Source organism: Bradyrhizobium betae (genome assembly GCF_050632175.1).
Taxonomy (GTDB): domain Bacteria; phylum Pseudomonadota; class Alphaproteobacteria; order Rhizobiales; family Xanthobacteraceae; genus Bradyrhizobium; species Bradyrhizobium betae_B.
Map to the genome: position 1 here is coordinate 4,016,711 of NZ_CP192576.1, position 26,234 is coordinate 4,042,944.

General features: G+C 61.0%; 23 protein-coding genes, 1 tRNA gene and 8 pseudogenes. 20 read left to right on the top strand and 12 right to left on the bottom strand.

Translation table 11 applies throughout. From position 1 onward, the window contains the following. Nucleotides 1–100 precede the first annotated feature (100 nt). Nucleotides 101–277, top strand: a complete 177-nt coding sequence (locus tag ACQ86E_RS19370; protein WP_431201345.1) for a hypothetical protein — start codon at nt 101–103, stop codon at nt 275–277. Between the two features lie 18 nt (nt 278–295). Here ACQ86E_RS19370 and ACQ86E_RS19375 read toward each other — a convergent pair whose 3' ends face one another. Genes ACQ86E_RS19375 through ACQ86E_RS19385 form a run of 3 tightly spaced genes read right to left on the bottom strand, consistent with a single transcriptional unit; the run spans nt 296 to nt 1,582 of the window. After that, a complete protein-coding gene (locus ACQ86E_RS19375) occupies nt 296–808 on the bottom strand; it encodes an SRPBCC family protein (protein ID WP_431201346.1) in 513 nt (170 codons plus the stop codon). Then, nucleotides 805–1,275: an SRPBCC family protein gene (locus ACQ86E_RS19380; RefSeq protein WP_431201347.1), complete on the bottom strand. Its 471-nt coding sequence runs from the start codon at nt 1,273–1,275 to the stop codon at nt 805–807. The genes ACQ86E_RS19375 and ACQ86E_RS19380 overlap by 4 nt, the downstream gene beginning before the upstream one ends. After that, nucleotides 1,268–1,582, bottom strand: a complete 315-nt coding sequence (locus ACQ86E_RS19385) for an ArsR/SmtB family transcription factor (protein ID WP_431206507.1) — start codon at nt 1,580–1,582, stop codon at nt 1,268–1,270. The genes ACQ86E_RS19380 and ACQ86E_RS19385 overlap by 8 nt, the downstream gene beginning before the upstream one ends. 115 nt (nt 1,583–1,697) lie before the next feature. Here ACQ86E_RS19385 and ACQ86E_RS19390 point away from each other — a divergent pair, with 115 nt between their 5' ends. Together ACQ86E_RS19390 and ACQ86E_RS19395 are read left to right on the top strand one after the other, a co-directional pair. Then, a complete protein-coding gene (locus tag ACQ86E_RS19390) occupies nt 1,698–2,315 on the top strand; it encodes a LysE family translocator (protein ID WP_431206508.1) in 618 nt (205 codons plus the stop codon). Nucleotides 2,316–2,398: 83 nt separating this feature from the next. Further along, on the top strand, nt 2,399–3,379 hold the full coding sequence (locus ACQ86E_RS19395; RefSeq protein WP_431201348.1) for a DUF3592 domain-containing protein: 981 nt from the start codon (nt 2,399–2,401) through the stop codon (nt 3,377–3,379). Here the strand turns inward: ACQ86E_RS19395 and ACQ86E_RS19400 are convergent. Beyond that, nucleotides 3,376–4,182 (bottom strand): N-formylglutamate amidohydrolase, encoded by an 807-nt coding sequence (locus ACQ86E_RS19400; protein ID WP_431201349.1) that lies wholly within the window; start codon nt 4,180–4,182, stop codon nt 3,376–3,378. The two genes, ACQ86E_RS19395 and ACQ86E_RS19400, sit on opposite strands and share 4 nt — an antisense overlap. Nucleotides 4,183–4,272: 90 nt before the next feature. On the opposite strand from ACQ86E_RS19400, the gene ACQ86E_RS19405 reads away from it, so the two are divergent. The 3 genes from ACQ86E_RS19405 (at nt 4,273) to ACQ86E_RS19415 (ending at nt 6,464) form a co-directional block, all read left to right on the top strand. Next, entirely contained in the window at nt 4,273–5,184 is a 912-nt protein-coding gene (locus tag ACQ86E_RS19405; protein WP_431201350.1) for a transglutaminase family protein, read from the top strand. Further along, nucleotides 5,185–6,000: a transglutaminase-like domain-containing protein gene (locus ACQ86E_RS19410; protein ID WP_431201351.1), complete on the top strand. Its 816-nt coding sequence runs from the start codon at nt 5,185–5,187 to the stop codon at nt 5,998–6,000. A 65-nt stretch (nt 6,001–6,065) separates the two neighbouring features. Then, entirely contained in the window at nt 6,066–6,464 is a 399-nt protein-coding gene (locus tag ACQ86E_RS19415; RefSeq protein WP_431201352.1) for a gamma-glutamylcyclotransferase family protein, read from the top strand. On the opposite strand, the gene ACQ86E_RS19420 is transcribed toward ACQ86E_RS19415, so the two are convergent. Next, nucleotides 6,461–7,024: a chlorite dismutase family protein gene (locus ACQ86E_RS19420; protein ID WP_431206509.1), complete on the bottom strand. Its 564-nt coding sequence runs from the start codon at nt 7,022–7,024 to the stop codon at nt 6,461–6,463. The two genes, ACQ86E_RS19415 and ACQ86E_RS19420, sit on opposite strands and share 4 nt — an antisense overlap. 187 nt (nt 7,025–7,211) lie before the next feature. Between ACQ86E_RS19420 and dnaG the strand changes: the two genes are divergently transcribed. From dnaG to ACQ86E_RS19445, 5 genes and pseudogenes are all read left to right on the top strand, one after another. Then, nucleotides 7,212–9,224, top strand: coding sequence for a DNA primase (gene dnaG, locus ACQ86E_RS19425; protein WP_431201353.1), 2,013 nt, complete (start codon nt 7,212–7,214; stop codon nt 9,222–9,224). A 374-nt stretch (nt 9,225–9,598) separates the two neighbouring features. After that, nucleotides 9,599–11,739, top strand: a pseudogene (rpoD, locus tag ACQ86E_RS19430) (RNA polymerase sigma factor RpoD). Between the two features lie 2 nt (nt 11,740–11,741). After that, nucleotides 11,742–12,899, top strand: a complete 1,158-nt coding sequence (locus tag ACQ86E_RS19435) for a DNA methyltransferase (protein WP_431201354.1) — start codon at nt 11,742–11,744, stop codon at nt 12,897–12,899. Nucleotides 12,900–12,918: 19 nt separating this feature from the next. Continuing rightward, complete coding sequence (locus ACQ86E_RS19440; protein ID WP_431201355.1) at nt 12,919–13,968, top strand: DUF262 domain-containing protein; 1,050 nt, start codon at nt 12,919–12,921, stop codon at nt 13,966–13,968. A 259-nt stretch (nt 13,969–14,227) separates the two neighbouring features. After that, entirely contained in the window at nt 14,228–14,626 is a 399-nt protein-coding gene (locus tag ACQ86E_RS19445; protein ID WP_431201356.1) for a hypothetical protein, read from the top strand. A 96-nt stretch (nt 14,627–14,722) separates the two neighbouring features. Here ACQ86E_RS19445 and ACQ86E_RS19450 read toward each other — a convergent pair whose 3' ends face one another. Beyond that, on the bottom strand, nt 14,723–14,959 hold the full coding sequence (locus ACQ86E_RS19450; RefSeq protein ID WP_431201357.1) for a hypothetical protein: 237 nt from the start codon (nt 14,957–14,959) through the stop codon (nt 14,723–14,725). A 551-nt stretch (nt 14,960–15,510) separates the two neighbouring features. Further along, on the bottom strand, nt 15,511–15,843 hold the full coding sequence (locus ACQ86E_RS19455) for a hypothetical protein (protein WP_431206510.1): 333 nt from the start codon (nt 15,841–15,843) through the stop codon (nt 15,511–15,513). A 274-nt stretch (nt 15,844–16,117) separates the two neighbouring features. Here ACQ86E_RS19455 and ACQ86E_RS19460 point away from each other — a divergent pair. Next, nucleotides 16,118–16,925 (top strand): annotated as a pseudogene (locus ACQ86E_RS19460) (lytic murein transglycosylase). Nucleotides 16,926–17,027: 102 nt separating this feature from the next. Here ACQ86E_RS19460 and ACQ86E_RS19465 read toward each other — a convergent pair. Beyond that, a complete protein-coding gene (locus ACQ86E_RS19465) occupies nt 17,028–17,858 on the bottom strand; it encodes an SDR family NAD(P)-dependent oxidoreductase (RefSeq protein WP_431201358.1) in 831 nt (276 codons plus the stop codon). A 128-nt stretch (nt 17,859–17,986) separates the two neighbouring features. Between ACQ86E_RS19465 and ACQ86E_RS19470 the strand changes: the two genes are divergently transcribed. The 5 genes and pseudogenes from ACQ86E_RS19470 to ACQ86E_RS19490 form a co-directional block, all read left to right on the top strand. Beyond that, nucleotides 17,987–18,361 (top strand): response regulator, encoded by a 375-nt coding sequence (locus tag ACQ86E_RS19470; protein WP_431201359.1) that lies wholly within the window; start codon nt 17,987–17,989, stop codon nt 18,359–18,361. 49 nt (nt 18,362–18,410) lie between these two features. Then, nucleotides 18,411–19,023: pseudogene (locus ACQ86E_RS19475) on the top strand (LysE family translocator). A gap of 1,165 nt (nt 19,024–20,188) precedes the next feature. Further along, nucleotides 20,189–20,314, top strand: a complete 126-nt coding sequence (locus tag ACQ86E_RS19480) for a hypothetical protein (protein ID WP_431201360.1) — start codon at nt 20,189–20,191, stop codon at nt 20,312–20,314. Nucleotides 20,315–20,765: 451 nt separating this feature from the next. Further along, nucleotides 20,766–21,033, top strand: a pseudogene (locus ACQ86E_RS19485) (diguanylate cyclase domain-containing protein); the annotation flags it as partial. Between the two features lie 37 nt (nt 21,034–21,070). Further along, a pseudogene (locus tag ACQ86E_RS19490) lies at nt 21,071–21,694 on the top strand (peptidoglycan recognition protein family protein); the annotation flags it as partial. A gap of 8 nt (nt 21,695–21,702) precedes the next feature. Here ACQ86E_RS19490 and ACQ86E_RS19495 read toward each other — a convergent pair. Beyond that, on the bottom strand, nt 21,703–21,891 hold the full coding sequence (locus ACQ86E_RS19495; RefSeq protein WP_431206649.1) for a hypothetical protein: 189 nt from the start codon (nt 21,889–21,891) through the stop codon (nt 21,703–21,705). Between ACQ86E_RS19495 and ACQ86E_RS19500 the strand changes: the two genes are divergently transcribed. Continuing rightward, nucleotides 21,818–22,135, top strand: a complete 318-nt coding sequence (locus ACQ86E_RS19500) for a hypothetical protein (protein WP_431201361.1) — start codon at nt 21,818–21,820, stop codon at nt 22,133–22,135. The genes ACQ86E_RS19495 and ACQ86E_RS19500 overlap by 74 nt on opposite strands. A 272-nt stretch (nt 22,136–22,407) precedes the next feature. On the opposite strand, the pseudogene rpoH reads toward ACQ86E_RS19500, so the two are convergent. Then, nucleotides 22,408–23,309: pseudogene (rpoH, locus tag ACQ86E_RS19505) on the bottom strand (RNA polymerase sigma factor RpoH). Between the two features lie 220 nt (nt 23,310–23,529). Beyond that, a pseudogene (locus ACQ86E_RS19510) lies at nt 23,530–24,538 on the bottom strand (RluA family pseudouridine synthase). On the opposite strand from ACQ86E_RS19510, the gene ACQ86E_RS19515 reads away from it, so the two are divergent. Both ACQ86E_RS19515 and ACQ86E_RS19520 read left to right on the top strand, forming a co-directional pair. Further along, nucleotides 24,537–24,881, top strand: a complete 345-nt coding sequence (locus ACQ86E_RS19515) for a hypothetical protein (RefSeq protein ID WP_431201362.1) — start codon at nt 24,537–24,539, stop codon at nt 24,879–24,881. The pseudogene ACQ86E_RS19510 and the gene ACQ86E_RS19515 sit on opposite strands and share 2 nt — an antisense overlap. A gap of 219 nt (nt 24,882–25,100) precedes the next feature. Next, nucleotides 25,101–25,175 (top strand) — tRNA-Glu (locus ACQ86E_RS19520). Nucleotides 25,176–25,466: 291 nt separating this feature from the next. On the opposite strand, the pseudogene gmtX reads toward ACQ86E_RS19520, so the two are convergent. Beyond that, nucleotides 25,467–25,925, bottom strand: a pseudogene (gene gmtX, locus ACQ86E_RS19525) (gamma-mobile-trio protein GmtX); the annotation flags it as partial. Nucleotides 25,926–26,234: the final 309 nt, after the last annotated feature.

Genomic DNA, 26,234 nt, shown 5'->3' on the forward strand with positions numbered 1-26,234 from the left:
CGCAACCCCCGCACCTCTTGCCGCGGACATCCGAAAGATTCCACTGCGTTTCGATATGAGATCGAGCGCCAACCGAAAGCACCTGATGCAAGCTCAACCGATGCAGGCTCTCTCCCCACGGCACGTCAAGACAGACGAAGCGCTCCGGCTCGGCGTGGAGTCAGGCTGGTACGCGATCAAGGTCAGCGGGACCTTCGTCTCGGGCCCGCACGATTCGGAAGGGGATTGCCGCAGCAAGATCGACGAGATTCAGCCGCCGGTGAAGAAGAAGCGATGACAGCGCAGGTTCCAATCGCTACGGCGTCCTGATCCCCATCGCCTTCAACGCCGCCAGCATCTGCGCTGGCGGCGCCATCTTGATCTGCGGCGCCTTCCCCGTCTCGAGCAGGCTCTTGAGCCCGGACAGGATCGCCGGCCAGCCTGTGCGGCCGCCGGAAAGGATATCGTCGCTCAGCGGACGGTCGTGGCATTCGCTCATGGTGAGACGGACGGCTTCGCCGGCTTGCTCGATCTCGTAGGTGACGAGTGTGGTACCGAGTTTTGCGACGAGGTCGGGCCAGTTGACGTTCCACGTCACCGTCAGCTTCCTCGGCGGATCGTATTCGAACACCTCGCCGGAGATGTGCTCGGAACCGTCGGGCGCGCGCACGATTAAGCGGCCGCCGAGCTTCGGCTCCATCTCCACCGCAAAGCCGGAAAAGTATCTGCGGCTGAACTCGGCCGATGTCAGCGCCTCCCACACCTGTTCGGGCGTCGAGGCGATGTAGATGGTGTAGACCGTCAGCGGCTTGAACTGTTCCAGGTTCATTTTGCTTCGAATCCCTTGTTGAGGGCTGCTCGCGGGATGGCGAGCACTTGGCCCCTCTCCAGCAGGCTCTTGAGCCCGGACAGGATCGCCGGCCAGCCATTGGAGACGGCGCCGAGGTATTTGCCACCCTCGACAAGGCCGTCATGCAGCACGGTCAAACGCACGAGCGAGCCGAACGGTTCGATGGTGAAGACGACGCGCGAGATTGGCTCGCCGCGGAGCTCCTCGAACTTCCGGTGCTTGAAGCTGTAGGAAAGCCGTCGCGGCGGATCGGCCTCGAGGATTTCGCCGGAATCGGTGATCTCGCCATCGAGCGTCAGCGCGAAGGGGGAGCCAACCTTCCAGTCGGAGCGGACCTCGGCGCCGAACCAGTATTGCTTCGTGAACTCGCTCGACGTCAGCGCTTCCCACAGTTTTTCCGGCGTGGTTTCGATATAGCTCACATAGACGAACTGCGGCTTACTCATCGCGCTTCTCCAACTGGCGTTTCAACTCGCCGAGCGCGGCGAGCTTGCCGCGCTCGAATTTCCTGATCCAGCGTTCGCCGATCTGATGGATCGGCACCGGGTTGAGATAGTGCAGCTTCTCGCGGCCATGCCTGATCGTCGTGACGAGGTTGGCCTCTTCAAGAACGACAAGGTGTTTGGTCACCGCCTGACGCGTCATCGCGAGGCCCTCGCAGAGCTCGTTCAGTGTCTGGCCGTTCCTGGCGTGAAGCCTGTCGAGCAGCGACCGTCGTGACGCATCGGCGAGCGCTTTGAAGACCGCATCCATGGCAGCGATAATAGGCAACCAAAAGGTTGCATGTCAAGTGCGAGGACGTGACTTCCGTTCCCGCCGTCGCCATGCATTAATGTCTCCGAACCGCCCTCAGCGAGTCTCTCTCATGATGTCCATGCAAGCCTATCTCGCCTTCGTCGCCGCCTGCATTGCGCTGGCGCTGTTGCCGGGGCCGATCGTGACCCTCGTCATCGCCAACGGCCTGCGTCACGGTACGCGCGCGGCGCTCACCAACATTCTCGGCGTGCAGGTGGGGCTGTTGATCGTGATTGGTATCCTTGCGGTGGGCCTCACCTCGCTGATGGCGACGATGGGCTACTGGTTCAACTGGGTGCGCTTTGCAGGCGCGGCCTATCTGGTCTGGCTCGGCATCAAGCTGATCCGCTCGCCGGTCGAGGGCGTCGACACCGACGCGCCACCGCCTCCGCCTCGCGGTGGCTTCCTCTTGCAGGGCTTTGTCGTTGCGTTGTCCAATCCAAAACTGCTGGTGTTCTTCGGCGCGTTCATTCCGCAGTTCATGGACATGAGCAAGGATCACCTGTCGCAGGTCCTGGTGCTCGGAATGACCTTCATGGTGCTCGCCGGCCTGACGGACGGAATCTACGCACTGCTTGCCGGTCAGGCCCGCAACTTTTTCTCGGCGCGCCGCACCCGCATGATGTCCAGGGTGTCGGGCGGCTTCATGATCGGCGGCGGCATCTGGCTGGCGCTGACCAGGGCGAAGTAGTCCGCCTTCGCGCTTGTCCGGCTTGAACCATTGTCGGCGGCGATGCGTCCAATCGGGCATTGCCGTCGACGAAGGATCTTGCCGTGCCCGATCTGCCCTGGTTCGTCTACGCGATGCTGCTTGCACCGCTGGGAATGTTGCTGGTTGCGGCAATCGTCAAGACTTGGCAGGTGCGCGAGGCGCGAAGCTGGCTGCAGGCGCCGGGCAAAGTCGTCACCTCGGTCGCAGCGGTGCGCGAGGTCAAGGTTTTCGACGACGACCGCGAGGGCGGCTCACGCCTCGAGAGTCGCAATTTTGCGAATGTGACTTACGAGTATTCGGTGGGCGGCAGGAAGCTGCGCAACAACCGCATCTCGATCGGCGAAGACCTCGGCAACTTCCAGGTCGCCGAAAAGCTCGCGAAATATCCGGCCGGCAGCATCGTCACGGTCTACTACAATCCGCGCCATCCCGATCAGGCCGTGCTGGAACGCGACCTGCCCAAGGGCCTGTGGGGCTGCCTCGGCATCGGCACGGTGATCGTGCTTGCCATCGTGTTCGGCTCGGCGTTCGGGTTCAATCAGGGATATGCCTATCTCGCGCACCATATCGGACGGCCTGACCTCGCGGGCCTCGTCGTCGGCTTCGGCGCGTTCGGCCTCGTCATCGCGCTGATGGGGGTTGCCGTGCGAAAGCAGGCGTCGATGGCGACGCGCTGGCCGGTGGTGCCGGGCACGGTCAAGCTGTCGGGAATCGAGGAATATCGCACGGCCAGCGAGCCGGGCGAGACGCGCGGCGTCGAGATGTTCGGCAAACGCGTGACCTATACGTACGTTTATCAGAACGTCAGCTACACCAATGAATGCGCGCGTGTCGCAGCCGGAACGCCGTCGGCGTCCGACGAGATGCTGCGGAAGCTGATGTCGCGCTATCAGGACGGCGCGACCGTCGAGGTCCATGTCAATCCCGACAACCCGGCCGAGGCGACGCTGGATGCCCGCGGCGACGGCCGCATGGCCTGGGTGCTGTGGGGCATTGCCGCGACCTTCGCCGCGCTGGCGCTGTTCGTCGCGACGCGCGGCTAGTCGACCACTCTCTCCGCCCTCAACTCCACCTCGATCTCCGCGAAGATCCGCGCCAGCCGCTCGGCCCATTGCTGCTCGCCGGACTGATCCGCGATCAGATCCTGGCGGATCTCGATGCCGGTGTTGACGAGGCCGCGGGCTTCGCCGTGCACGGGGATGGTGTAGTCGGTGAGGTCGTTCACCGCATAAGGCTCGTTGTCGCCGACGACGAGATCGCTCTCGGCGCGGAGATGTTTCAGCAGAAGGTGCGGCAGCACCGTGTCGCGGTTGTAGAGCGTGCCGATATGCCAGGGCCGCTCAACCCCGGCATAAACCGGCGTGAAGCTGTGGAGCGACACCAGCACCGTCGGTCGCTTGTCGTGTAGCCGGCCGTCGATGACGGCGTTGATGCGGTGATGATAGGGCTCGAAAATCTCGCGCCGCCGCGCCCCGCGCTCGTGCTCCGAAATGCCCTCGTTGCGCGGGATGGCGGTTGCCTCCGAAATGACCGGTATCGAGCTCGCTGCGCCCGGCGGGCGGTTGCAGTCGATCACGAGCCGGGAATAGCGCTGCGCGATCAGGTGTGCGTCCAGCATCCTGGCCAGCCGCTCGGCGACACGGGCGATGCCGATATCCCAGGCGATGTGCCGCGTCAGCTCGGCCTCGGCGACGCCGAGATCGCCCAGCGCGCGCGGCAGAGCCCGCCCGTAATGATCCGAGGTGAGCAGGAAGGGCGATGTTCCCCCGGCGTTCACCTCATGCACCGGCGGAATGTCGCCCTCGTCCAGCAGTTGATCGGTCGCGCCAGCCGTGTCTAAAGCCATCCAGATTGCCTATGGAAAGAGCAGTCACCCGCACAATTGGGCAGAATCGCTGTAGATTGATCCCCCCAACATGATCATGATTGCCTCACGATGCCGCTGCTGACGATCCATCACAAGACCGAATATCGCTACAACCGCCCCGTGGCGTTCGGCGAACACAGGATCATGCTCCGTCCGCGCGACGGTCACGATTTGCGTGTGCTCGCCTCCAGACTCGATATCTCGCCCACGCCGATGTCGCTGCACTGGATTCACGATGTGTTCGGCAATTCGGTCGCGATCGCCAATTTCGACGAACGTGCGGAGACGCTGAGCTTCGACTGGCATGTCACCGTCGAGCACAATCCGGTCGAGGAATTCGCGCTGACGCCGGACGATACCGCCTATTTCTACCCCTTCGTCTACGACGACGAGGAATTCCCCGATCTCGTCCAGTACATCACGCCGCAATACACCGATCCGGGCGGTGAGATCGCTGAATGGGCGCGCGGCTTCCTCGACGAGGAGGCGCCGACGCCGACCGTCAAGATCCTGAGCGGCATGACGCACGGCATCCGCAAGCAGTTCAAGTACCGCAAGCGCCACGAGCTCGGCACGCAGCATCCGCTCGATACTTTGCAGTCGGGCACGGGAACTTGTCGGGACTATGCGCTGTTTATGATCGAAGCTTTGCGCCACCTCGGAATCGCAGCGCGATTTGTCTCCGGCTACATCTTCGTGCCGGAGGATATCGAGCAGCGTCACGTCGGTGGCGGATCGACCCACGCATGGGTGCAGGTCTATCTGCCGAGTGCGGGCTGGATCGAGTTCGATCCGACCAACGGCATCGTCGGCACCCGCGATCTCATTCGAGTCGCGGTCGCCCGCGATCCGCGCCAGGCGATCCCGTTGCACGGGGTCTATATCGGCGCCGGGAATGCTTTCGAGGCCATGGACGTGACCATCAGGGTGGTCTCGGACGACCAGCAGAGCGACGAAGAGATGGAGGCAGAGGTCTTATAGATGGAAATCAGGGTCGGCTTCGAGATCACCTACGCGGCAGAGCAGCCGACCCCGATGGTGATCATGCTCAATATCCACCCCTCGCGGCAGGCCGACATCATCGGCAAGGAGACGGTGGTCGCCGAGCCCGACGTTCCGATCCGCTTCTATCACGACAGCTTCGGCAACGTCTGCGGCCGGCTCGTCGCTCCCGCGGGCGGCGTGACCCTGAAGGGCCGCGCGCTGGTGCGTGACACCGGCCTGCCCGACGAGGTGATGCCGACGGCGCAGCAGCTCCCGATCGAGCAATTGCCGAACGAGCTGATGCTCTACCTGATGCCGAGCCGGTATTGCGAGACCGACAAGCTCACCGACATCGCCTGGTCGCTGTTCGCCAAGACGGAGCCAGGTTGGAAGCGCGTCGCCGCCATCACCGAGTTCGTCCACAAACATGTCACTTTCGGATACCAGCACGCCCATCACATGAAATCGGCGCACGACGTCTACGAGCAGAAGACCGGCGTCTGCCGCGACTTCGCGCATCTCGCGCTGGCCTTCTGCCGTTGCATGGGCATCCCCGCGCGCTACTGCACCGGCTACATGGGCGACATCGGCATTCCCAAGGATCCGGCCCCGATGGATTTTTCCGGCTGGTTTCAGGTCTGGCTGTCGGGAAAATGGTTCACCTTCGACGCCCGCCACAACATTCCCCGCAGGGGCCGCATCCTGATGGCCACGGGCCGCGACGCCGCCGACGTCGCGCTCTCGACCAGCTTTGGCCGGATGGAGTTGAAGACGTTCGTCGTCATCAGCGACGAGGTCGTGAAGGCCGGGTGAGCCGTTGCTGCAGGTTCGTCGCAACGCTTCCTCGCAATGACGGTGGCGAGCGGTTATAGAGCCTCATGACCTCCGATCGTCTCTTCGTCTACGGCACCCTGATGCGCGGTTTCGACCATCCGATGGCGCGGCTGCTCGCCGGCCACGCGGATTTCCTTGGCGAGGCGACCTGTCGCGGCCGGCTCGTTCTGGTCAAGCACTATCCGGGATTGCTGTTGTCGGACGCCAACTCCGACGTCGTCCATGGCGAGTTGTTTCGCCTTCATGTGCCGGACGAATTGCTGCGCGAGCTCGACATGTACGAAGCCTGCGGCGAGGGCTTTGCGGAGCCGACCGAATATCTGCGCGAGCTGATCGACGTGACAGGCGCGGACGGCGTCACGGAGAAGGCCTGGACCTATATCTACAACTGGCCCGTGACTGATCTGCCCCACATCGAGTCAGGCCGCTTCCTCGATCATTAGGCCGACAGCACTTCCTTGACCACGCGAACGTCGACCTCGCGCTCGACGTAGGTCCACTCCTCGGTCCGCCTGAGCATCCCCACCAGCTCCTCGAACAGCGAGGCCTGCGCGGGGGCGAACTCGAACCAGGTCAGGAAATCGAAGGGCTCACCGAGATCTCGGCAGTGATAGAGCTGGCGTGCGACCGCGGGCAGAAAGCGAAGACTGCTCGCAATGTGGTGCGACTTGTCCTCGAAGATCCTGCGCCGTTCTTCCTGGGTCAGCTCCCACCAGGCCTGCGATTTGCGGATTGGGATCAGCGCGGCGCTGGTTGCCTCCGGCCGGCCGAGTCCGGCCTGCACCGCGGTGAGCTGCTGCTTCTCAGGCCGCTCGGTATAGCGGAGCGAGCTCGGCGCGCCGACCAGCCGCCACGCATTGCGCGAGGGCACTAGCGGCAATGAGATGGCCCCGCTGTCGGTGACCGACAGCGCCGGCATGAAGGGCAGGGGCTCGCCCGTGACGGGCGATACCGAGGTCACGCGCCAGCCCCCGCTCTGGCCACCCCGAAACGTTCTGAACATGGCGGTATGGAAGCGTGGAACCGGGTTGGGTTCAAGGCCTTCCGTCATTCCGGGCTCGTGGCTTCGCCGCCCCAGAATGACAGGGGCTGTGCACAGGTCGAATAACTCGGACATTCCTGACTTTTAGGAGTGTCGTTCCTATATCCGTAGGCGTTCGCTCCGACTCAGCTGGCCCGTTAGTCTCCCCATGCGCTTCACGCCCCAATTCCTCGACGAGCTTCGTGCCCGGCTTTCGGTCTCCGAAGTCGTGGGAAAGCGCGTCAAGCTGAAGAAGGCGGGGCGGGAGTGGAAGGGGCTGTCGCCGTTCCAGCAGGAGAAGACGCCGTCCTTCTACGTCAACGACCAGAAGGGTTTTTACCACGACTTCTCCTCCGGCAAGCACGGCGACATCATCACCTTCGTGATGGAGACCGACGGCCTGCCGTTCGCCGAGGCGGTCGAGCGGCTCGCCAGCATCGCGGGCCTGCCGCTGCCGGCGGTGACGCCGGATGCGGCGCGGCATGAGCAGCGGCGCCGGACGCTGCACGACGTCATGGATCTCGCCGCGAAATATTTCGCGGAAACGCTGGCCTCGCGCCTCGGCGCGAAAGCGCGCGGCTACCTCGCCGACCGCGCGATCTCGCCGGCGACGCAAGTGCAGTTTCGCCTCGGCTATGCCTCGCCCGATCGCTTCGCGCTGAAGGAGCATCTCGGCAAGCTCGGCATCTCCGTCGAGGACATGGTCGAGACCGGCTTGCTGGTCGCCGGCGACGACATTCCCGTGCCTTATGACCGCTTCCGCGATCGCGTGATGTTTCCGATCACGGATCTTCGTGGCCGCGTCATCGCCTTCGGCGGACGCGCGCTGGAAAAGGACGTTCCGGCCAAATATCTGAATTCGCCGGAGACGCCGCTCTTCCACAAGGGCGACAATCTCTACAATTACCAGACCGCGCGCGCCGCCGCGCATAACGGTGCGTCGCTGATCGTGGTCGAAGGCTATGTCGACGTCATCGCCATGGTCACCGCGGGCTTTGCAGGTGCCGTGGCGCCGCTCGGCACTGCGCTCACCGAAAACCAGCTCCAACTGCTCTGGAAGATGGCGGACGAGCCGATCCTCTGCTTCGACGGCGACAAGGCCGGGCAGAAGGCGGCTTATCGCGCCGCTGATCTCGCGCTGCCCTTCCTCGCGCCGGGCAAGAGCCTGCGCTTTGCGTTGCTGCCGGAAGGGCAGGATCCCGACGATCTCGTGCGCTCCGGCGGCCGCGGCGCGGTCGAGGAGGTGATCGCGGCGGCGCGGCCGCTTGCCGACATGCTCTGGTCGCGCGAGCTGGAAGGCGGCAATTTTGCCACCCCCGAGCGGCGCGCCGCGCTGGAGGCACGCATCAAGGAGCTCTCGAACGGCATCCGGGACGAGGTGGTGCGGCGCTATTATCGCCAGGATCTCGCCGAGCGGCTTCAGCGCACCTTTGCTCCCGAAGGCGGTCGTGGCGGCTTTGCCGGCCGTGGCAATTTCCGCCCTGGGAGTGGCGGCCGCCCGTTCCAGCCCCGCGGCGGGGGGCAGGCGAATCGATTCGGCGGCCAGGGATTCGGCGGAGGACGTCGCGGCCCGCCCGGTCCCGTCATGCTGCCCTCCGGCCCCTACCAGGCGGCGAGCCCACAGCTGGCGGCCAGCCTGATCATGCAGGGGCAGCGCAGCGCCATTTCCCGCCGCGAAGCGCTGATTTTGCAAATTCTGATCAACCACCCCTGGCTGCTGCACGAGCATCTCGAGGAGGCTGCGGCCCTGGAGTTCATCCACTCCGATGTCCACAAGCTCCGGGCCGGCATCATCGCCGCCTTCGCCAACGACCATCACCACAGCCCGGATCCATCCGAGCAGGCCGAGAAGATGCGCGACGATCTCAAGAAAGGCGGATTTTCACAGCTTATTCAAAAGGTTGAGGGGCGAATTACGACAGGGGCGGTGTGGGGTGCGAAGGAGGGCGCGGCGCGGGACGACGTTCTCGCCACCTGGCACCAGCTCGTTGCCTTGCATCGGCAGTACCATTCACTACTTAGAGAACTGAAGGATGCCGAACTGGCCTTGGGGGACGATCCCAGCGAGGCCAACATGGCGTGGCTTCGTGATTTGAAGGCTCGGTTGGCCGAAGTTGACGGCACCGAGGCCCTGATCGAGGGTTTTGGCGAGCTGTCGGGCCGGTTCCAGAAGAGCGTGTGATGAAAGAATCATGCGGACGGCCAAGGCCGGAACCGCTAAAAGACTCGCCAAATCCAAGGTTTGGCGGCAAAAACAGGGTTAATCGAGGCTTAACGGTCTTGTAGCACTTTGGCCCCCAGGCGGCCGCAGGCAGAACAGACGCGTCAGGAATGAATCCGCGCAATAGCTGTTGGCACTTCACCTGCATCCGCTGTGACAAAGAGGCTCACGAAGCGTTAGGCAAATCCGGCGAGAGAAAGGTCGGGGTGGCGAGAGATATGCGCGCCGCCCTTTCCGTGTCGAGATCTGGCGAAGCGAGAGCGTCGAGCAACAGGTTCAGTGATTTCAGGCAGGCGGGGCGAGCCGTCTGTTTGAAACGCGTTTAGGAGCAATGGATGGCCACCAAGGCAAAGACGCTGCAGGCGAAGGACAAGGAAAAAGACGACAAGGCAGCGGACGCTCCCGAGAAGGATTCCCAGGACGCGCCGTCGCCGTTGCTCGATCTGTCCGACGCGGCAGTGAAGAAGATGATCAAGCAGGCCAAGAAGCGCGGCTTCGTGACCTTCGATCAGCTCAACGAAGTTTTGCCGTCCGACCAGACCTCCCCGAGCAGATCGAGGACATCATGTCCATGCTCTCGGACATGGGCATCAACGTCACCGAAGCCGACGATAGCGGCGACGAGGAGGAAAAGGACGAGGGCGGCGAGGACGAGACCGACAACGAACTCGTCGAGGTCACGCAAAAGGCCGTCACCGAGGTCAAGAAGAGCGAGCCGGGCGAGCGCACCGACGATCCCGTTCGCATGTATCTGCGCGAGATGGGCACGGTCGAGCTGTTGTCCCGCGAAGGCGAAATCGCGATCGCCAAGCGCATCGAGGCCGGCCGCGAGGCGATGATCGCCGGGCTGTGCGAAAGCCCGCTGACCTTCCAGGCCATCATTATCTGGCGCGACGAGCTCAACGAAGGCAAGATCTTCCTCCGCGACATCATCGATCTCGAAGCGACCTATGCCGGCCCCGATGCCAAGGCCGGCATGAACACCGCGATGATCGCCGGTCCCAACGGCGAAGCGTCGGCCGAAGGCGGCCAGGCCGCCGCGGCCGTGGGCGCGCATGTCGCGCCGCCCGCCGCACCGCCGGCGCCGACCCCGTTCCGCGCCGCGCCTGCGCCGGGCAATGCCGGCGAAGCCGAGAAGGATCCGGGCGAGGCCGCCGCCGAAGCCGACATGGACGATGACGACGAGTTCGAGAACCAGATGTCGCTTGCGGCAATCGAGGCCGAGCTCAAGCCGAAGGTCGTCGAGATCTTCGACAAGATCGCCGAGAGCTACAAGAAGCTGCGCAAGCTGCAAGAGCAGGACATCCAGAACCAGCTCGAGAGCACCTCGCATGGTCCCTCGCTCTCGCCGCACCAGGAGCGCAAGTACCGCAAGCTCAAGGACGAGATCATCGTCGAGGTGAAGTCGCTGCGCCTGAACCAGGCGCGTATCGACAGCCTCGTCGAGCAGCTCTACGACATCAACAAGCGCCTCGTCTCCCACGAGGGCCGTCTGATGCGCCTCGCCGACAGCCACGGCGTCGCGCGCGAGGACTTCCTGCGCAACTACACCGGCTCGGAGCTCGATCCGCGCTGGCTCAACCGTGTCTCGAAGCTTTCGGCCAAGGGCTGGAAGAATTTCGTCCACCACGAGAAGGACCGCATCAAGGACCTTCGCCACGAGGTGCATCAGCTCGCAGCCCTCACGGGCCTCGAGATCGTCGAGTTCCGCAAGATCGTGCACTCGGTGCAGAAGGGTGAGCGCGAAGCCCGTCAGGCCAAGAAGGAGATGGTGGAAGCCAACCTCCGTCTCGTGATCTCGATCGCCAAGAAGTACACCAACCGCGGCCTGCAGTTCCTCGACCTGATCCAGGAAGGCAACATCGGCCTGATGAAGGCGGTCGACAAGTTCGAGTACCGCCGCGGCTACAAGTTCTCGACCTACGCCACGTGGTGGATCCGGCAGGCGATCACCCGCAGCATTGCCGACCAGGCCCGCACCATCCGCATCCCCGTGCACATGATCGAGACGATCAACAAGATCGTGCGCACGAGCCGCCAGATGCTCAACGAGATCGGCCGCGAGCCGACCCCGGAAGAGCTCGCCGAAAAGCTCGGCATGCCGCTGGAGAAGGTCCGCAAGGTCCTCAAGATCGCGAAAGAGCCGCTCTCGCTCGAAACCCCCGTCGGTGACGAAGAGGATTCGCATCTCGGCGATTTCATCGAGGACAAGAACGCGATCCTCCCGATCGACGCCGCGATCCAGTCGAACCTGCGCGAGACCACCACGCGTGTGCTCGCCTCGCTCACCCCGCGCGAAGAGCGCGTGCTGCGCATGCGCTTCGGCATCGGCATGAACACCGACCACACGCTGGAAGAAGTGGGGCAGCAGTTCTCGGTGACGCGCGAACGTATTCGCCAGATCGAGGCGAAAGCGCTGCGGAAGCTGAAGCATCCGTCGAGGTCGCGGAAGCTGCGGTCGTTTTTGGATAATTAGCGATGCTGGCGCTTGGGGGAGCGCCGCTTTCGTCACCGAAGCAGACGACGACTGAGCGGCAATCTTCGCTGTTTCCTTACTACGCGGGCTTCTCGGAAGCTTTCGTGACAGATGTTTTGGATGCGTTGCAAGCATCGCCCAATGACGTGGTTTTGGATCCTTGGAACGGATCTGGGACAACGACAAGCATTGCCCGACGAAGTGGGGTGGCTTCGATCGGAATTGATATAAATCCTGCAATGGCGGTTGTCGCGATGGCCCGCCTTGCAACTCTAAAGAATTTGGCGTCTGCCCGTGCGCTACTGGCGAACTCCGGACGGTCGATCTCGCAGAAATTCTTGATCGAGAGTTGTAGCTCGCCCTACGATTCCTCTACACGTTCGTTGCTGCTTTTGGCGATATTTCGAATTGCACGGAGGAAGTTGCGAGATCGAGTCGCCACGAATCCGACATGGTGGCAGCTAGATCAGACCGAGGTACGAAAGGTCGTAACATCGATCACTAAAATTCAGGTCGACCATGAACTAAGCGAACTCGGTTCGAAGCTCACATCGTCTAGAGCGGCAGCTAAAGTTTCCTTGATTAGAGCAAATCTGCTCGGTCCGGCGTTGCCGCAAATTTCAGCTGATATCATTATCACGTCGCCGCCGTATTTGACACGAATCGACTATGTGAAGGCGACATTGCCGGAACTCTTGGTTCTCTCATTGGTCGAAGAACTGGCAATCGAAGAATTGCGTCGCGCGATGATCGGTTCCCCTGTGGTTGGACGAGGGCCAAGTTTTATGCCCACGGACATTGGGGACTATGGAAAGACCCTTCTAGCGAAAATTGCTGCACACGCTTCAAAGGCATCTGCAACGTACTATCTCTCTTTCTTTAGCTCTTATATCTCTATGATGTATTTCTCGTTCGAGAGGCTCAACGGCCTTTCTCGCCCTGGAGCACGGATGGTCGTTGTTGTGCAAGGATCTCACTATAAGGAAATCTTTGTAGACCTAGCCCGGCTTTCGGCGGACTTCGCAAGTGCAGCAGGATTTCAGTTGGTGAGCCGAGCGAATTTCAACTTTAAGCAGAGTTTTGCACAACTAAATCCGCGAGCGAACGGGTACAGTATGGATACTGCCCAAGAGACTGCATTACTTTTCAGGCGTGTTTAATCTGATCGAGTAACAACAGATGCTTGCCAATGCCTCACCAATGTCGGTCGGAGATTTTTGCAACGATCTGAAGGCAAATAAGATTACGATCAATGATGACTATCAGCGCAACTCAGGTCTTTGGTCGTCTCTGGCAAAATCTTACTTCATCGAATCGATTCTTTTGGAATTTCCGATTCCTAAGCTCTTCGTTTACGCTCGAATTGACCTGAAGACGAAGGGGACGATCAAAGAGATCGTCGATGGGCAGCAACGCAGCGGCGCGCTTCGGGAGTTTTTCAACAATAAACTTCGATTGTCGCAGAAGATCGATACAGATCGCTTTCGAGGAAAGCGTTACTCCGATCTAGAGGATGACGATAAATCAAAATTCCTGGGTTATTCTCTCCCCATAGATCAGTTCTCAGGTGTGCAGGAATCGGAAGTGCGTGAGGCATTCACTCGAATGAATGCCAACAACGTTCCATTGAACGAGGAGGAGCAGCGCAATGCTCGATTCCAAGGGCCGTTCAAGTGGTTTGTGAACAGCTTGTGCAAAGAGAAAAGAGAAAGATTTCTGCAGATAGGGCTCTTCTCCAAGCGAGATTTAATCCGCATGGGTGACTTCAAACTCCTCGCTGATCTCGCGTACTTATTTGATAATGGCATCCACACGACAAAGAGCACGCAATTGGATGCGATATATAAGAAGTACAACACGTCCTTCGATCGTGAGGAGGAATTCCACGAAAGGCTTGGCTGGGGCATAGACACTTATCTCTCGATGGATGCTTATCACGACGCGCGATTGACGAAGCCTTATATGGCTTATTCGATTATTTCAGCTCTCATCGATAGGAAATATCAACTCGCAATCCTCGACCAAGCTCGCAGCTTGGCTCCTGAGGTCGCTGCTAAAGTTGATGCGGCGCCTGTAAGTCTTAACGACTTGATCGTTGCGCTAGGCAGTCCAGACGATTCTCCACAACTCGCGGATTTCGTGCAGACTACTACGAAGACAAATGTGGATACTTCCCGCGCAGTCCGAATGTTGTATTTCGACTCTGCCTTAAAAAATTCAGACGCTTGACATGCGCGCCTCTCGTCGATTTGACGCGACGCAAGATGTACTAATGCGACGAATCTCTTTCTTTCGATCGTGTCAGACTTATTTCTCTGCGGGAAATGATCGTGCCGCGGCGACTTGGGGGGCTCACGTAGTTATCGAGTTAGACAACCTTATCATTTCGACTTTTAGAGAGTTCTTGGTCTCTTCGAATTTTGGAGTGAAGGGCCTGTCAGGACGATGGGCGCGAACCCAAGTCCCGCCATTTCCAACAGATGCTCACTTGGGCGCGCAAGCTTTATCGATTGTGAATTCTGTTCGGTATCAGAGAATGGGCTCACCCCCAGTTGTTGATCGCCGAGACGAACATAAGTTTCGTAACCCAAGAGAAGTACGCAATGTCTTGGCGGCCCTCGGTGGAAACAATTTGCCGGAGTTCGATGCCGCTCTCGCGCTCAACACCACACTATTCTCCGACATCGCTGTAATCAGGAATTTCTACGCTCATCGAAATCGCGATACCTGGCGCAAAGTTAGCAGCTATTTCCAAACTCAGCGTGGCTTTCCGCGCTTGCGAAAAGCTGCCGATCTGCTCAGTTATCAACGCCCAGGAGCGTCGGGTACCATGTTGGATGAATGGTTGATCGATGCAGAATTGTTCTTCGATTTTGCGATGCAGTAGGACGCAGTGAAGCGTCTTAACCCACGTCCCCGAAGGGCAGTGGAGGGCGTCCCAAGGCCAGCCGCTTCTGCTTGTGCTGCGAGTACCTCGCAGCGCCTATTTCTTCTTCGCGCCGACCCGCTCGAGATCCTTGATCTCCAGCGGCGGACGGCCGGACTTTTCGGCGATCTCGCGGTCCTGCTCCATGATGAAGGCGCGGGCTGGCTCGTCGCCGTCGAGGCCTCCGAGCAATTCCGCGGGCACGCGGCGGTTGGAGCGTTGGGAGCCGTCTTCATAGAAGACGTTGAAGAAGGCGAATTCGCCTTTTGGATTGGTTCCGGGTTTTTTGGCCATGGCGGGCTTGTCGTCGATCAGGGCGCCATAGTCAATTGACTTTGCCGGGTTTCCGGCGGTCAGCATGACTCTGTGGCGGCGGAACCGCGAGCCGATCGATCGGCAGGCCGCTGGCGAGATGCCGGGGAGGATGGAAGCGTCCGGCGCTTCGCAAAATCCGATGCATCCGATTGGTTGGCCCCGACCTCAATAAACGGCGGGCCGCAAAGCCCGCCGTTTATTTTTGGTCTTCAGCGTCGCCCGGGGCTGGCAGGGCAACAACCTAAAATAGAAGGCTAATACCATCGCCATGCCATGGCAAGGCAAATCATGACGGCGTTGGTGTCGCAGCGTGCGCATCAGATATGCGTCGATGGCGAGCGCCGCGTGCACGATTTTTCGAAGCAGATGATTGGATCGTCAAAGCACTTTGTTCGGTATCGTCGCTCTCGCAATGCAACGAGAGCTCGCGTGGGATGTATTGAATCGCGTAGAGCTGCATCTTTTCCGAATGAGCGCGGAGGGCTCTCATTCCCTGCACGCGAACGCATTCCAATTCGCGGGTGCATATCTCAACGCGTGTGCGTGCGCTGTGCCAGTTTCTGCACGGCGAGCCGCGATCCGTGTCCGCCGCCGCGCCGGCCGTCATCCTCTTTATCTTCCTTGCGTCCCTGCAGCATGATCGCGCTGCCCATCGCGGCGGAGCCGAACGTGATGAGGAAGGAGCCGAGCAGGACGAGAAGCGCAATGCCGGGGGCGCGGTCGGCGAAGATCAGCTCGCGCAGATGTCCGGGGTTGAGCCAGAGCAGCCCGCCGACGAGCAGCGCCGCGGCGCAGGCGCCGATCGCAAGGTTGATGGCGAGCAGGCGAAACAGGGGGATGCGGAGGAGGGTGGGGAGTGCCATGTCATTCGCTGCCAGCCGCGTGGTGGCGCCACGTGAGGAATCCCTGATGCTGGCACCATACACCTGTATTGCCCGACGGGTCAAGCAATTTCGGTAAAAGCGCATCGATGCCAGCTGAGCTCCTACTGTGCATGGGGTTGTTTTCTGATTTTTGGTTCGGCGCGGTGAAGGCGGGCCGATGGACAAGACCGGTCCCGATCGCTTTGACGCGAATCCTGTTCCCGGGCATGATCGCGCATCGCTTTCCACGCACATTGTTCAAGGATCTTCCCGCATGCTGAGACCGCTTCTCGCCGCCGCTTTCATCGTCTGTTGGGCCGGCGGCTCGGCCGGAGGCCGCGCGCTGCGGCGGCGACTTCAACAGCTTCGTCGCCAGCATGGCCTCGGAAGCGCAGGCGGCGGGCGTCTCGGCGAGCGTGACCAATGCGGCGCTCAGTGGCGTGCAGCAGGACGGCGCGGTGCTCGCCTTCGACAGGCGCCAGCGCCACACCTTCAACAAGAGTTTCGAGCAGTACGTCTCCACCCGCGTCGGCCCCGGCCGCATCAATGGCGGCAAGGCGCTGTTGCAGCGTCACGCCGCGCTGCTTTCGCGCATCGAGCAGCAGTTCGGCGTGCCTCGCACGATCCTGGTTGCGATCTGGGGCCTGGAGAGCGATTTCGGCAAGGGCGACATCGGCAAGATGCCGGTGGTCCGCACGCTGGCGACGCTCGCGCATGACTGCCGCCGCACCGAGCTGTTCCAGGGTGAGCTGCTCGCCGCCCTCAAGATCGTGCAGCGCGGTGATCTGCCGCTGCGCGACCTGATCGGCGCCTTCGCCGGCGAGATCGGCCAGACCCAGTTCCTGCCGTCGTCCTACATCAAGTACGGCGTCGATTTCGACGGCGACGGCCACGTCGACCTCCGCCACAGCGTCCCCGACGTGCTCGCCTCGACCGCGAACCTGCTCCACAGCAACGGCTTCAAGATGGGGCAGCCCTATGGCGAAGGCACCGCCAATTTCGAGGCGATGCGGGAATGGAACAGGGCAGTGGTCTATCGCAAGACGATCGGGTATTTTGCCGATCGGCTGGCGGGGCAGTAAGGGGCACATCGCTTGTAGGATGGGTAGAGCGCAGCGAACCCATCGCGCACCCTCCTCGCGGAAACATGATGGGTTTCGCTGCGCTCTACCCATCCTACGAATTCACGTCCCCTTCGCCATCTTCTCCAGCTTCCGCTGTAGCGGCGCCCAGTATGTTCCCGGGCGGAAGCGCTGCAGCAGGTCCATGAAGCGGGCGTCGTTGCCGATCAGGATGCGCGGCTCGTTCTTCTCGATGCCCCTGATGATGCGCAGCGCGGCATCTTTCGGCGTCGTCTTCGCCGCATGCTCGAACCGCTCGATCGATTGCGCGCGGCGGGCATTGTCGGTGACGCCGACCCCGGTGCGCGAGTTGCGCGCGATGGCGGTGGCGACGCCGCCGGGATGGACGACCGAGAGCCTCACCGGGCTGCCCGCGGCCGCAAGCTCATGGCGCACGCTCTCGGAAAAGCCACGCACCGCGAACTTGGCCGCCGCATAGGCCGACTGTCCCGGCGGCGCGATGATGCCGAAGATCGAGGAGAGGTTGACGATATGCGCCTCGCCTCGCGTCTTCAGATGCGGCAGGAACGCGCGCGTGCCGTGCACGACGCCCCAGAAATTGATGTCGAACAGCCACTCCATCTGCGCCTGGTCGATCTCCTCGAACGATCCCATCAGCGCCACCCCGGCATTGTTGACGACGATGCCGAGCGTGGGATGTGCCGCGATCGCATCGGCCGCGAACTGCGCGACATCGCCGGCTTCGGCGACATCGACGCGATGCACGCTGATGTTGCGATCCCGTCCGATCTCGGCGGCGAGCGTCTTCAGCCCCGCCTCGTCGCGATCGGCGAGCGCAAGGTCGCAGCCGCGGCTTGCGAGTTCGATCGCGAGGGCGCGGCCGATGCCGCTGGCCGCTCCCGTGATGGCGGCCGCGCCGCGAATCGTCGTCATGGATTCCCCCGTCAACCTTTGGGAGGGAACTATGATTTACATTTTTTAAGAATGGAACCGAACCGTATCGGATTTGACCCCTTAACCCACGCTACTTGAGCGGAGGCGAGCATTTTGGGAGCAGTCAAATGGGACAGGCGCAACCATATCAAGCGACCGCGTTGATCGTTGAGGACGATGCCATGCAGCGGGAGATGCTGAGTCTCCTGCTGGAAGAGAGCGGCTACCTGGTCATCCAGTGCGAAAGCGCGGAGGCTGCCGAACGCGTGCTGGACAAGAACGCCGGCGCGCTATGCCTGATGCTCACCGACGTGCAGCTTGCAGGCCGCATGACCGGGGTCGAGTTGGCGCACGTCGCCAAGGGCCGTAACCCCGGCCTCGACGTCGTCGTCACCTCGGGGCGGCCGCTGATGCAGCCATTGCCTGACGGCGCAAAATTCTGGGCCAAGCCATGGGCGCCGCTGGACGTCCTGCGCGAAGCCGAAATCGCGCAATTGTCCTGACGGCTCGGCAATCCTTTCGGACTGAGCGGCGCGGTGATACGATCCGCTCATGTCCTGGTCATTCCTCCTCACCTCTCTGATCGTCGTCGCTTCGCCCGGCACCGGCGTGCTCTACACGCTGGCCGCGGCGCTCACGCGTGGCTCGCGTGCCAGCGTCGCGGCGGCGTTCGGCTGTACTCTCCGGGATCGTCCCGCACATGATCGCGGCGATGCTGGGCCTCGCCGCCGTGCTGCACACCAGCGCGCTCGCCTTTGCCGCGTTGAAATGGGGCGGGGTGCTCTATCTGCTCTATATGTCCTGGCAGGCGCTGCGCCAGACCGGCGCGCTGTCGGTCGAGGGCGGGATCAAGGAGCGCTCCAGCGGCCGCATCGTCGTGACCGGCTTCCTGATCAACATCCTCAACCCGAAGCTCTCGATCTTCTTCCTCGCCTTCCTGCCGCAATTCGTCGCGGTGGACGAGGCCCATGTGCTGGCGCGGATGCTGGAATTGAGCGGCGCCTTCATGGCGATGACCTTCGCCGTGTTCGTCGTCTACGGCCTCTGCGCCGCCTCGGTGCGCGAGCGCGTCATCTCGCGGCCCCGCGTCATGGCCTGGCTGCGCCGCAGCTTTGCCGCCGGTTTTGCGCTGCTGGGTGCGAAGCTGGCGTTCGCCGAGCGGTAGGCTGTTGCGGGAGCGTCCGCTCCTCGAACATCTGCCAATAAAAAGCGGGCCTCGCGCCCGCCATCAACTCTCTTGGCCTTACCCGACGCCCGGGCGGAGCGAAACTCCACCCGGGCAAAGAACATGCTGGCTACTTCTTCTTCGCGGCCTTCTTGGCCTTCTTCTTCGTCGCCTTCTTCGCCTTCTTCGCTTTCTTAGCCATAGTATCCTCTTAGGGGTTCATGGTTAAACGCGACACGAGGGATGCTCGGCGGAGGGCCAGCCTCGCAACATCCTCGACGACAAACTCAACAGATTCGCAGGTCTCTGCCCTGCGCTGTCACATCTGTGTCATTGCGTTATCCACAGCTCAGATGCATTTTCTGGTGATTTTTGTCCGCGAGATCCGCCTAGCCGCGCGTTGCGACGCGACGGCGGAGACATGACTAACGCTCCGATAATCGCCGCGCGCCGTTCATGAATCCAAAACCAAGGGCGGACTTTCGCAGATCGCAGTGAGGTTCCGTTAAGTGCAACCCGCGCATTCTTCGCCGCAAGAAAACGGGGACGAGTCATGGACAAGCTGGTACCCTGCCGAGGGCGGGAGGAGAAGCTTGCAGCAGAGCACACACAGACTCACACAACACTCTGATGCTCCCCCCCCCCCCAGACTCACTTGGAAAGAAAAAGAAAAATTGGAGAGCATTCTTTTTTTTTTTTTTTTTTTTTTTTTTTTTTTTAAGACACTAAGAAAAAAAAAAAAATTTTTTTTTTTTTTCAAAAAAAACTTCCATTCACATTTTGCTTTTAACTGATCTGCTTCAACTGCAGCATTCTGGACTCCCACTTCCTTCAATGAGCCCCCCACCCCCCCCTGTGAATGACTTCCCAGATGCTGCTCTAAGAGAGAAACAGCTTGCCTAACACACCATGACATTAAACGCACTTCCCCTGCCATTTGCCATCTTGGTCTGCTTGGCAGAGTCCCCTGGCTTCTAACTGGGTACACCAGCTCTGCATCTGCAGGAGGGCCTGCATGGGAAATGGGCTGTTTTGAAGGAGACAGAAGCTTGCTGTTCATCCATAACCACTTCCGTTGTCGGGAAAAACACACATGAGTTTGGCTGCATTCTTTTGGCCCTCACTTCCTCAAAGAACATGAGCTCAGTTCCAGGAGACAGAACACTTGAACAAGCAGTCAACTGCTTCCAACAATGGAAAAAAAAAAAAAAAAAAAAAAAAAAAAAAAAAAAAAAAAAATTTGGAGTATGAGCCAGCTTTGGAAAGAAGAACTTCCATAGAAATCAGGTGACACAGAACGATCCAGAACACAAAAGCAGCAGACAGTGATGAGCTCTGCATTCTCCAAACTAGTTTTGGAAAACTTCCCCTTTTGGAAAAAAAAAACCCAGACTTGACTTTTTTTTTGTTTGAATTTCACCAATTTTAACTTTCAAAAAAAAAAAAAAAAAAAAAAAAAAAAACAGAAAAAAAAAAAAAAAAAAAAAAAAAAAAAAAAAAAAAAAAAAAAAAAAAAAAACAAAAAAAAAAAAAAAAAAAAAACCATTACTGGCACAGAACAAACTCATTTTTTTTTTTCAGAACACTCAACACATTTCCCCAGGAACCACTTTTAGAGGAAGCAGCCCCTCCAGGCAAAGAACAGACAGAAAAAAAAAAAAAAAAAAAAAAAAAAAATTTCACTCGCCCTTTTTTGTGTGGCTGGTTGCATCAGCGCGCAGCGTCATCGTCCCTGCGCGAAGGCCGCAATGATCGCCCGCCGCGTGCTCGAGGTCTGCCGTCAGGATGCCGTGGCGTGCGGCGGCAAGGACATCGCGATCGCGATCTCGATCGGCGCGGCCGAATGGGACCGCGGCATCGGCCAATTCCCGGACCGGCTGATCGCGCACGCCGATCATGCCCTCTATCGCCAAGAAGAACGGCAAGAACGACTTTGCCGTCTACGATCCGGCTCCGCCGCTTTCGCCCGAGCCGCTCGGGCTCGGCGAGGCCGCGCGCAAATTCGCGTAGAGACCGTGCTGAGAGCTCGGTCCGTGATTGGACCCGCATGATGATCTCTCGCCTGCGTCTGGCGGCTGTTCTCGCTGCATTCGCCCTGGTCGTTCCCGCCGCCGCAACCGACGCCGGGCTCGCAAAGCTCGCGCGCAGCCCCGGCACGCCCGATATTCCCGGGCTGAAAATCGTCTGGCTTGCGCCCTGGGGTGACGTCGAGAACGCGCACCCCTGGCGCAACATCATCGTGCACCAGACCGAGGGACCGGCAGGCTCAGCGCGCGGCGGCGCAGCAGCACGGTCCAGGAATCCGACGCGGCGCGGCGTCACGGTGTGGGTCGAGACCGACGGCACCGTCTATTGGGCGGTCGCGGAGAATCTGGTGCCGACCCCATGGCGACGGCGCCAATCGCAACGACAACAAATATATCGACAACAAGCCGACCTACCGTCAGGTCGTGCGCGGCAATTCGATCGGCGTCGAGTTCGCGGGCAACTATCCCGATGTCACGGCAGCTCCGACCGAGGCGCAGGTCGCGGCGTGGAAGATCCTCGTCCAGGTCCTGCGCGTGCGCTACGGCATCCCGCTCGACCACGTCTATGCGCACAACTGGATCGACTACAAGGACCGCGCTATTGCGAAGGCTGCTCGCTTGCGACCCTGGCGCGGACCTGGGGGAGTGAAGGTCAAACCGGCTCCGACATCCAGCTGAACAACCGCCGGATCAATCCCGGTCGCCGCGGTGCTTCCGGCGGTCCGTCCGCCGCCAGCACGCGCTGGAAGAAGTAGTCCAGGAACACCATGTCGTTCGGCTCGGTGACGGTGAATGTCTCCTCGCCGAAGAAGACGCCTGTAGTTGAAGAAGAACGGGCCAATGATCGTGGTACGCCGCGGTCGACGCATAGTCACTTGGAGATCACGAACTCCGCTGGGGTCGAGCCCGTGCTCGCGCATCGCCTGCTCGACCAGCGGCAGCTTGCGCATGAACTGGGCGGAGAAGCCGCCGACGGTGGATTGCAGGATGATCGCCACGGGTGGTGTCCGTTCAATGGATGCTGCCGGCCGATCCCAGTCGGTCGGTTGACCGGCAGCGCGGGTTCAAGGCAAGCTCGGTTGTAGGACAGGCAAGCGGAGGGGAATGTGATGGCCGTCTCAGTCTGCCGCGCAGACCAGCCCGAAATCGTCTCCGCCGACTAACAAGACTCAGGAAGGCGCGCTGCTCGACGAGACACCATCGCAGCAGGACTCGCTGGACGAGCCGGCCTCGCTCGCGAGGGTGGGCCGCGCGCTGCGCATCACTCAGGCAAAGTATCAGCTCAACAAAAAAGCCGGCGTCGCCGCCGGCTTTCCGTCTCTTTCGATCCGCCAATCTCCTGGCGCCGAAGCCTCGCTTAATGCGCGGCTTCCAGCGCGGCCTGTTCGGCCTTTGCGATCGATGCCCTTGACCGCGGCCTGCACCTTTTCGAAGGCGCGGACCTCGATCTGGCGGACGCGCTCGCGCGACACGCCGAACTCTGGCAGCAAGGTCTTCCAGCGTCATGGGATCATCGGCGAGGCGGCGGGCCTCGAAGATGCGGCGTTCGCGCGGGTTAAGAACGCTCATGGCGCCGTTGAGGGCGTCGCGGCGTTCGTCATATTCCTCGTGCTCCGCCAGCATGGCTTCCTGGTTGGGCGTATTGTCGACCAGCCAGTCCTGCCATTCGCCGGCTTCACCGTCGTCGCGGATCGGTGCGTTGAGCGACGCGTCGCCACCGAGGCGGCGGTTCATGTCGATCACGTCCTGATCGGTGACGCCGAGGCGCTTGGCGATGATCTTCACCTGGTCGGGGCGGAGATCGCCTTCGTCCAGCGCGTTGATCTTGCTCTTCGCCTTGCGCAGGTTGAAGAACAGCTTCTTCTGGTTCGCGGTGGTGCCCATCTTCACGAGCGACCAGGAACGCAGGATGTACTCTTGAATCGACGCCTTGATCCACCACATCGCGTAGGTGGCGAGACGGAACCCCTTCTCGGGTTCGAAACGCTTCACCGCCTGCATCAGGCCGACATTGCCTTCCGAGACGACCTCGGAGATCGGCAGGCCGTAGCCGCGATAGCCCATGGCGATCTTGGCCACGAGGCGGAGATGGCTGGTGACGAGTTGGTGTGCCGCGTCGCGATCGTCATGCTCGCGCCAACGCTTGGCGAGCATGTATTCCTGCTGGGGTTCCAGCATCGGGAATTTGCGGATCTCGGCGAGGTAGCGAGAGAGGCCGGATTCTCCGTTGAGCACCGGCAAAGCAGCGGTACGGGCCATGTGTTGAGCCCTCCAAGGTTCAGGCCCCCGATAGCGGCGGGCCAGGCAGACGACCGCTTTGTTAAAGCCGGCCGTAGCTGCGATGTTCCGCGTTGGTCCTTTCCAACGCAGGCGCAACTCTACCTCATCGGAGGGCAAAAAGGGAAGGATTGCTGACGTCACGTCCCCGTGTGGCTGCTATAACTTTTTGTAATGTAAAGGCTTTCTGAACCGACCTGCGTCATAGCGCCGCTTTCAGGGCGCCTTGCAGGAGAAGCAAATCCTCCGGCAGAGCCGCCTCCCAGTGAAGAAGTTCTCCGGTCCTCGGGTGCTCCAATACCAGGAGATAGGCGTGCAGGGCCTGCCGTCCCAGGCTGGCCAGGGCGGCCTGCGATTCCGGGCCGAGCTGGTTCGCCTTGGTTTTGAAATGCGGGCCATAGACCGCGTCGCCCATCAGGGGGTGCCCGATATGGGCGAGGTGGACGCGGATCTGGTGGGTGCGGCCGATCTCCGAGCTCGCAGGCGAGCAGCGTCGCGATCGGCTTTCCGTCGCGCCCGGCAAAGCTCTCGAGAATCTCCCAATGCGTCACCGCCTCGCGGCCGCTCTGGCGCACCGCCATCTTCTCGCGCGCATATGGGTGGCGGTCGATCGGTGCATCGACGGTGCCGCGTTGCCGGCCGGGCACGCCCCAGGCAAAGGCCATGTAGCCGCGCCGCATCGGCCCGGTGCGGCCGTGATCGGCGAATTGCGCGGTGAGCGAGGCATGGGCGAGGTCGTTCTTGGCGACCACCATCAGCCCCGTCGTGTCCTTGTCCAGCCGGTGTACGATGCCGGGCCGGCGCACCCCGCCGATGCCGGACAGCGACGTTCCGCAATGGGCGATCAGTGCATTCACCAGCGTGCCGGTCTCGTGGCCGGCCGCGGGGTGCACCACCAGCCCTTTCGGCTTGTTGAGGACCACGATGTCGTCGTCCTCGAACACGATATCGAGCGCGATATCCTCGCCCTTGGGCTCGGCGGGCACCGCCTCCGGCACGTCGATTGTGATCGTATCGCCGGAACTGACGTGATAAGCGGGGTCGCGGATCGCGGAGGCCTTGAGGGTCACCGCTCCCGCCAGAATCAGGGCTTTCAGCCGCGATCGCGACAGCTCGGTGAGGTGCGCCGCCAGCACGCGGTCGAGCCGGGCCGAGCCCTCGGAGCCTTCGACGACAACCTCCAACCTTTGCGCAGAGCCCGAGTTTTCCATGACGATTTCTGATACCGCTGTTCCCGAACCGAGCCCCGAGCAGGCCGCGCTGTTTGCGCGGGTTCGGCGGATGATGCTGATCGCGGGGTTGACCACGGCGCTGGCCATCTGCGCCGTCCTGATCGCGGTGGGCTACCGCCTTTTCAAGTCCGAGGGAAGGGCGCCCGGGCCAATGGCCGACGTCACCGCCACCCTGCCGAAGGGCGCCAGGATCGTCTCGACCGGGGTTGCCGGCGACCGCCTCGTCGTCACCCTCGACGTCGGCGGGGTCACCGAGATCCGCACCTTCGACGCCCACACCCTGAAGCCGGCTGGAAAGCTGAAATTTGCCAATGAGCCGTAAAGGGCCTCCCGGGTCCTTGCGGCGGACAAATTTCGAGGTTGATTAGCTAGCCCGCACGCTCCCTTCGTCTAGCGGTTAGGACGGTAAATACCCCCCTCCGACCATACCATGTATGTAGGTGATAGGGTTTTTGCCTCGGTATATGTACCGAAAGGGAGTGTAGCGAGCCTATTTTGGTAGGTTCGCAAAGACTAGTAGAAGGCCCGCTTCGCGGACCTTGCTCCGTTCGTCTATCGGTTAGGACAGGGCCCTCTCAAGGCTCAAAGAAGGGTTCGATTCCCTTACGGAGCGCCACCGTTCAGCATCATCTCATCCGGGCGCAAGAGCGCCTATGCCGCGCCAAGCGGATGCCGCACTGTTCAATGCAGTGATCCTCGAAGCTGCTTGATGATCTCCCGCAGGTCATCTGCGTACTCCTCGATCATGCGAAGCATCTCTGCCGTGCGCCGCGACGCCGGGACAGGGAGCCTTTTGCCAGGCTGGCTCTCACTGGGTGATTTCATTCTTAAAGCATCGGCCGACGCCCGTGTCTGTCTGTTGATTCAGATCAACGGTCCCACGCGAGCCGACGAAGTCCCGGACTGCTCATTCCGGCAGTTCGTAGCTTTTCGAGATCTTCCGGAGTGCCGAGAGGAAGCCCGGGTCCGCGACCGCCTGCCCATCGACGGTGTGAACGCCGTCGTCCTTAGAGGGCTTCAGGTGTTTCGCCTTCATCTTCTTGGGGTTGATGAAATCACGGACAGCGTCGAGTTCGGCTGAGGTAAGAACAAGGTCTTCTCCGCCGGTCAGGCTTCGATGCTCCGGCCCCTCCGAGAACCTGATTTCACGCTCCTTCAAGAGCTTTTTGAGGGTGTTAATCTCGTTGTACCGGCCCTTATTCTGAGCGAACACCAGCGTGATTTGGTGCCTCAGGACGGGGTCCTTGATGCTGTGGAGGTCGCTCTCGGTCAGTATCTGGACGCCCTTGCGCGGCGAGGGACGGTCGGCCGCGATAAAGGCATCGGCCACACGCTCCCATGCGCGAAATACGTGCATGTAGCGGTTGCCCGTTGGCGCCTCCGTTGCGGATCGTCTGCTCGCTCAGGTCGTTGTGACGACGAGCAACCTCGGCGATGGTGAGCGGCTTTTCGCCAGGCGTGGTCGCGAGCCTCTCGCAGATGCCCGACAGCACGTCGAGCTTCCGCTTGACGCTTTCGTTGGAAGTCGTGGCTTTCTGGTCGGCAAGGCAGGCCTTCGCTGCCTCGGTCAACTGCGCAATCAACTGCTTGCTCACGATGTCCTCCTCAAATTCTCGATTTCAGAAGAATTCCGCTCGGGCTCACCAGGGATCAATCGAAGGATCCCGTCCGCCCT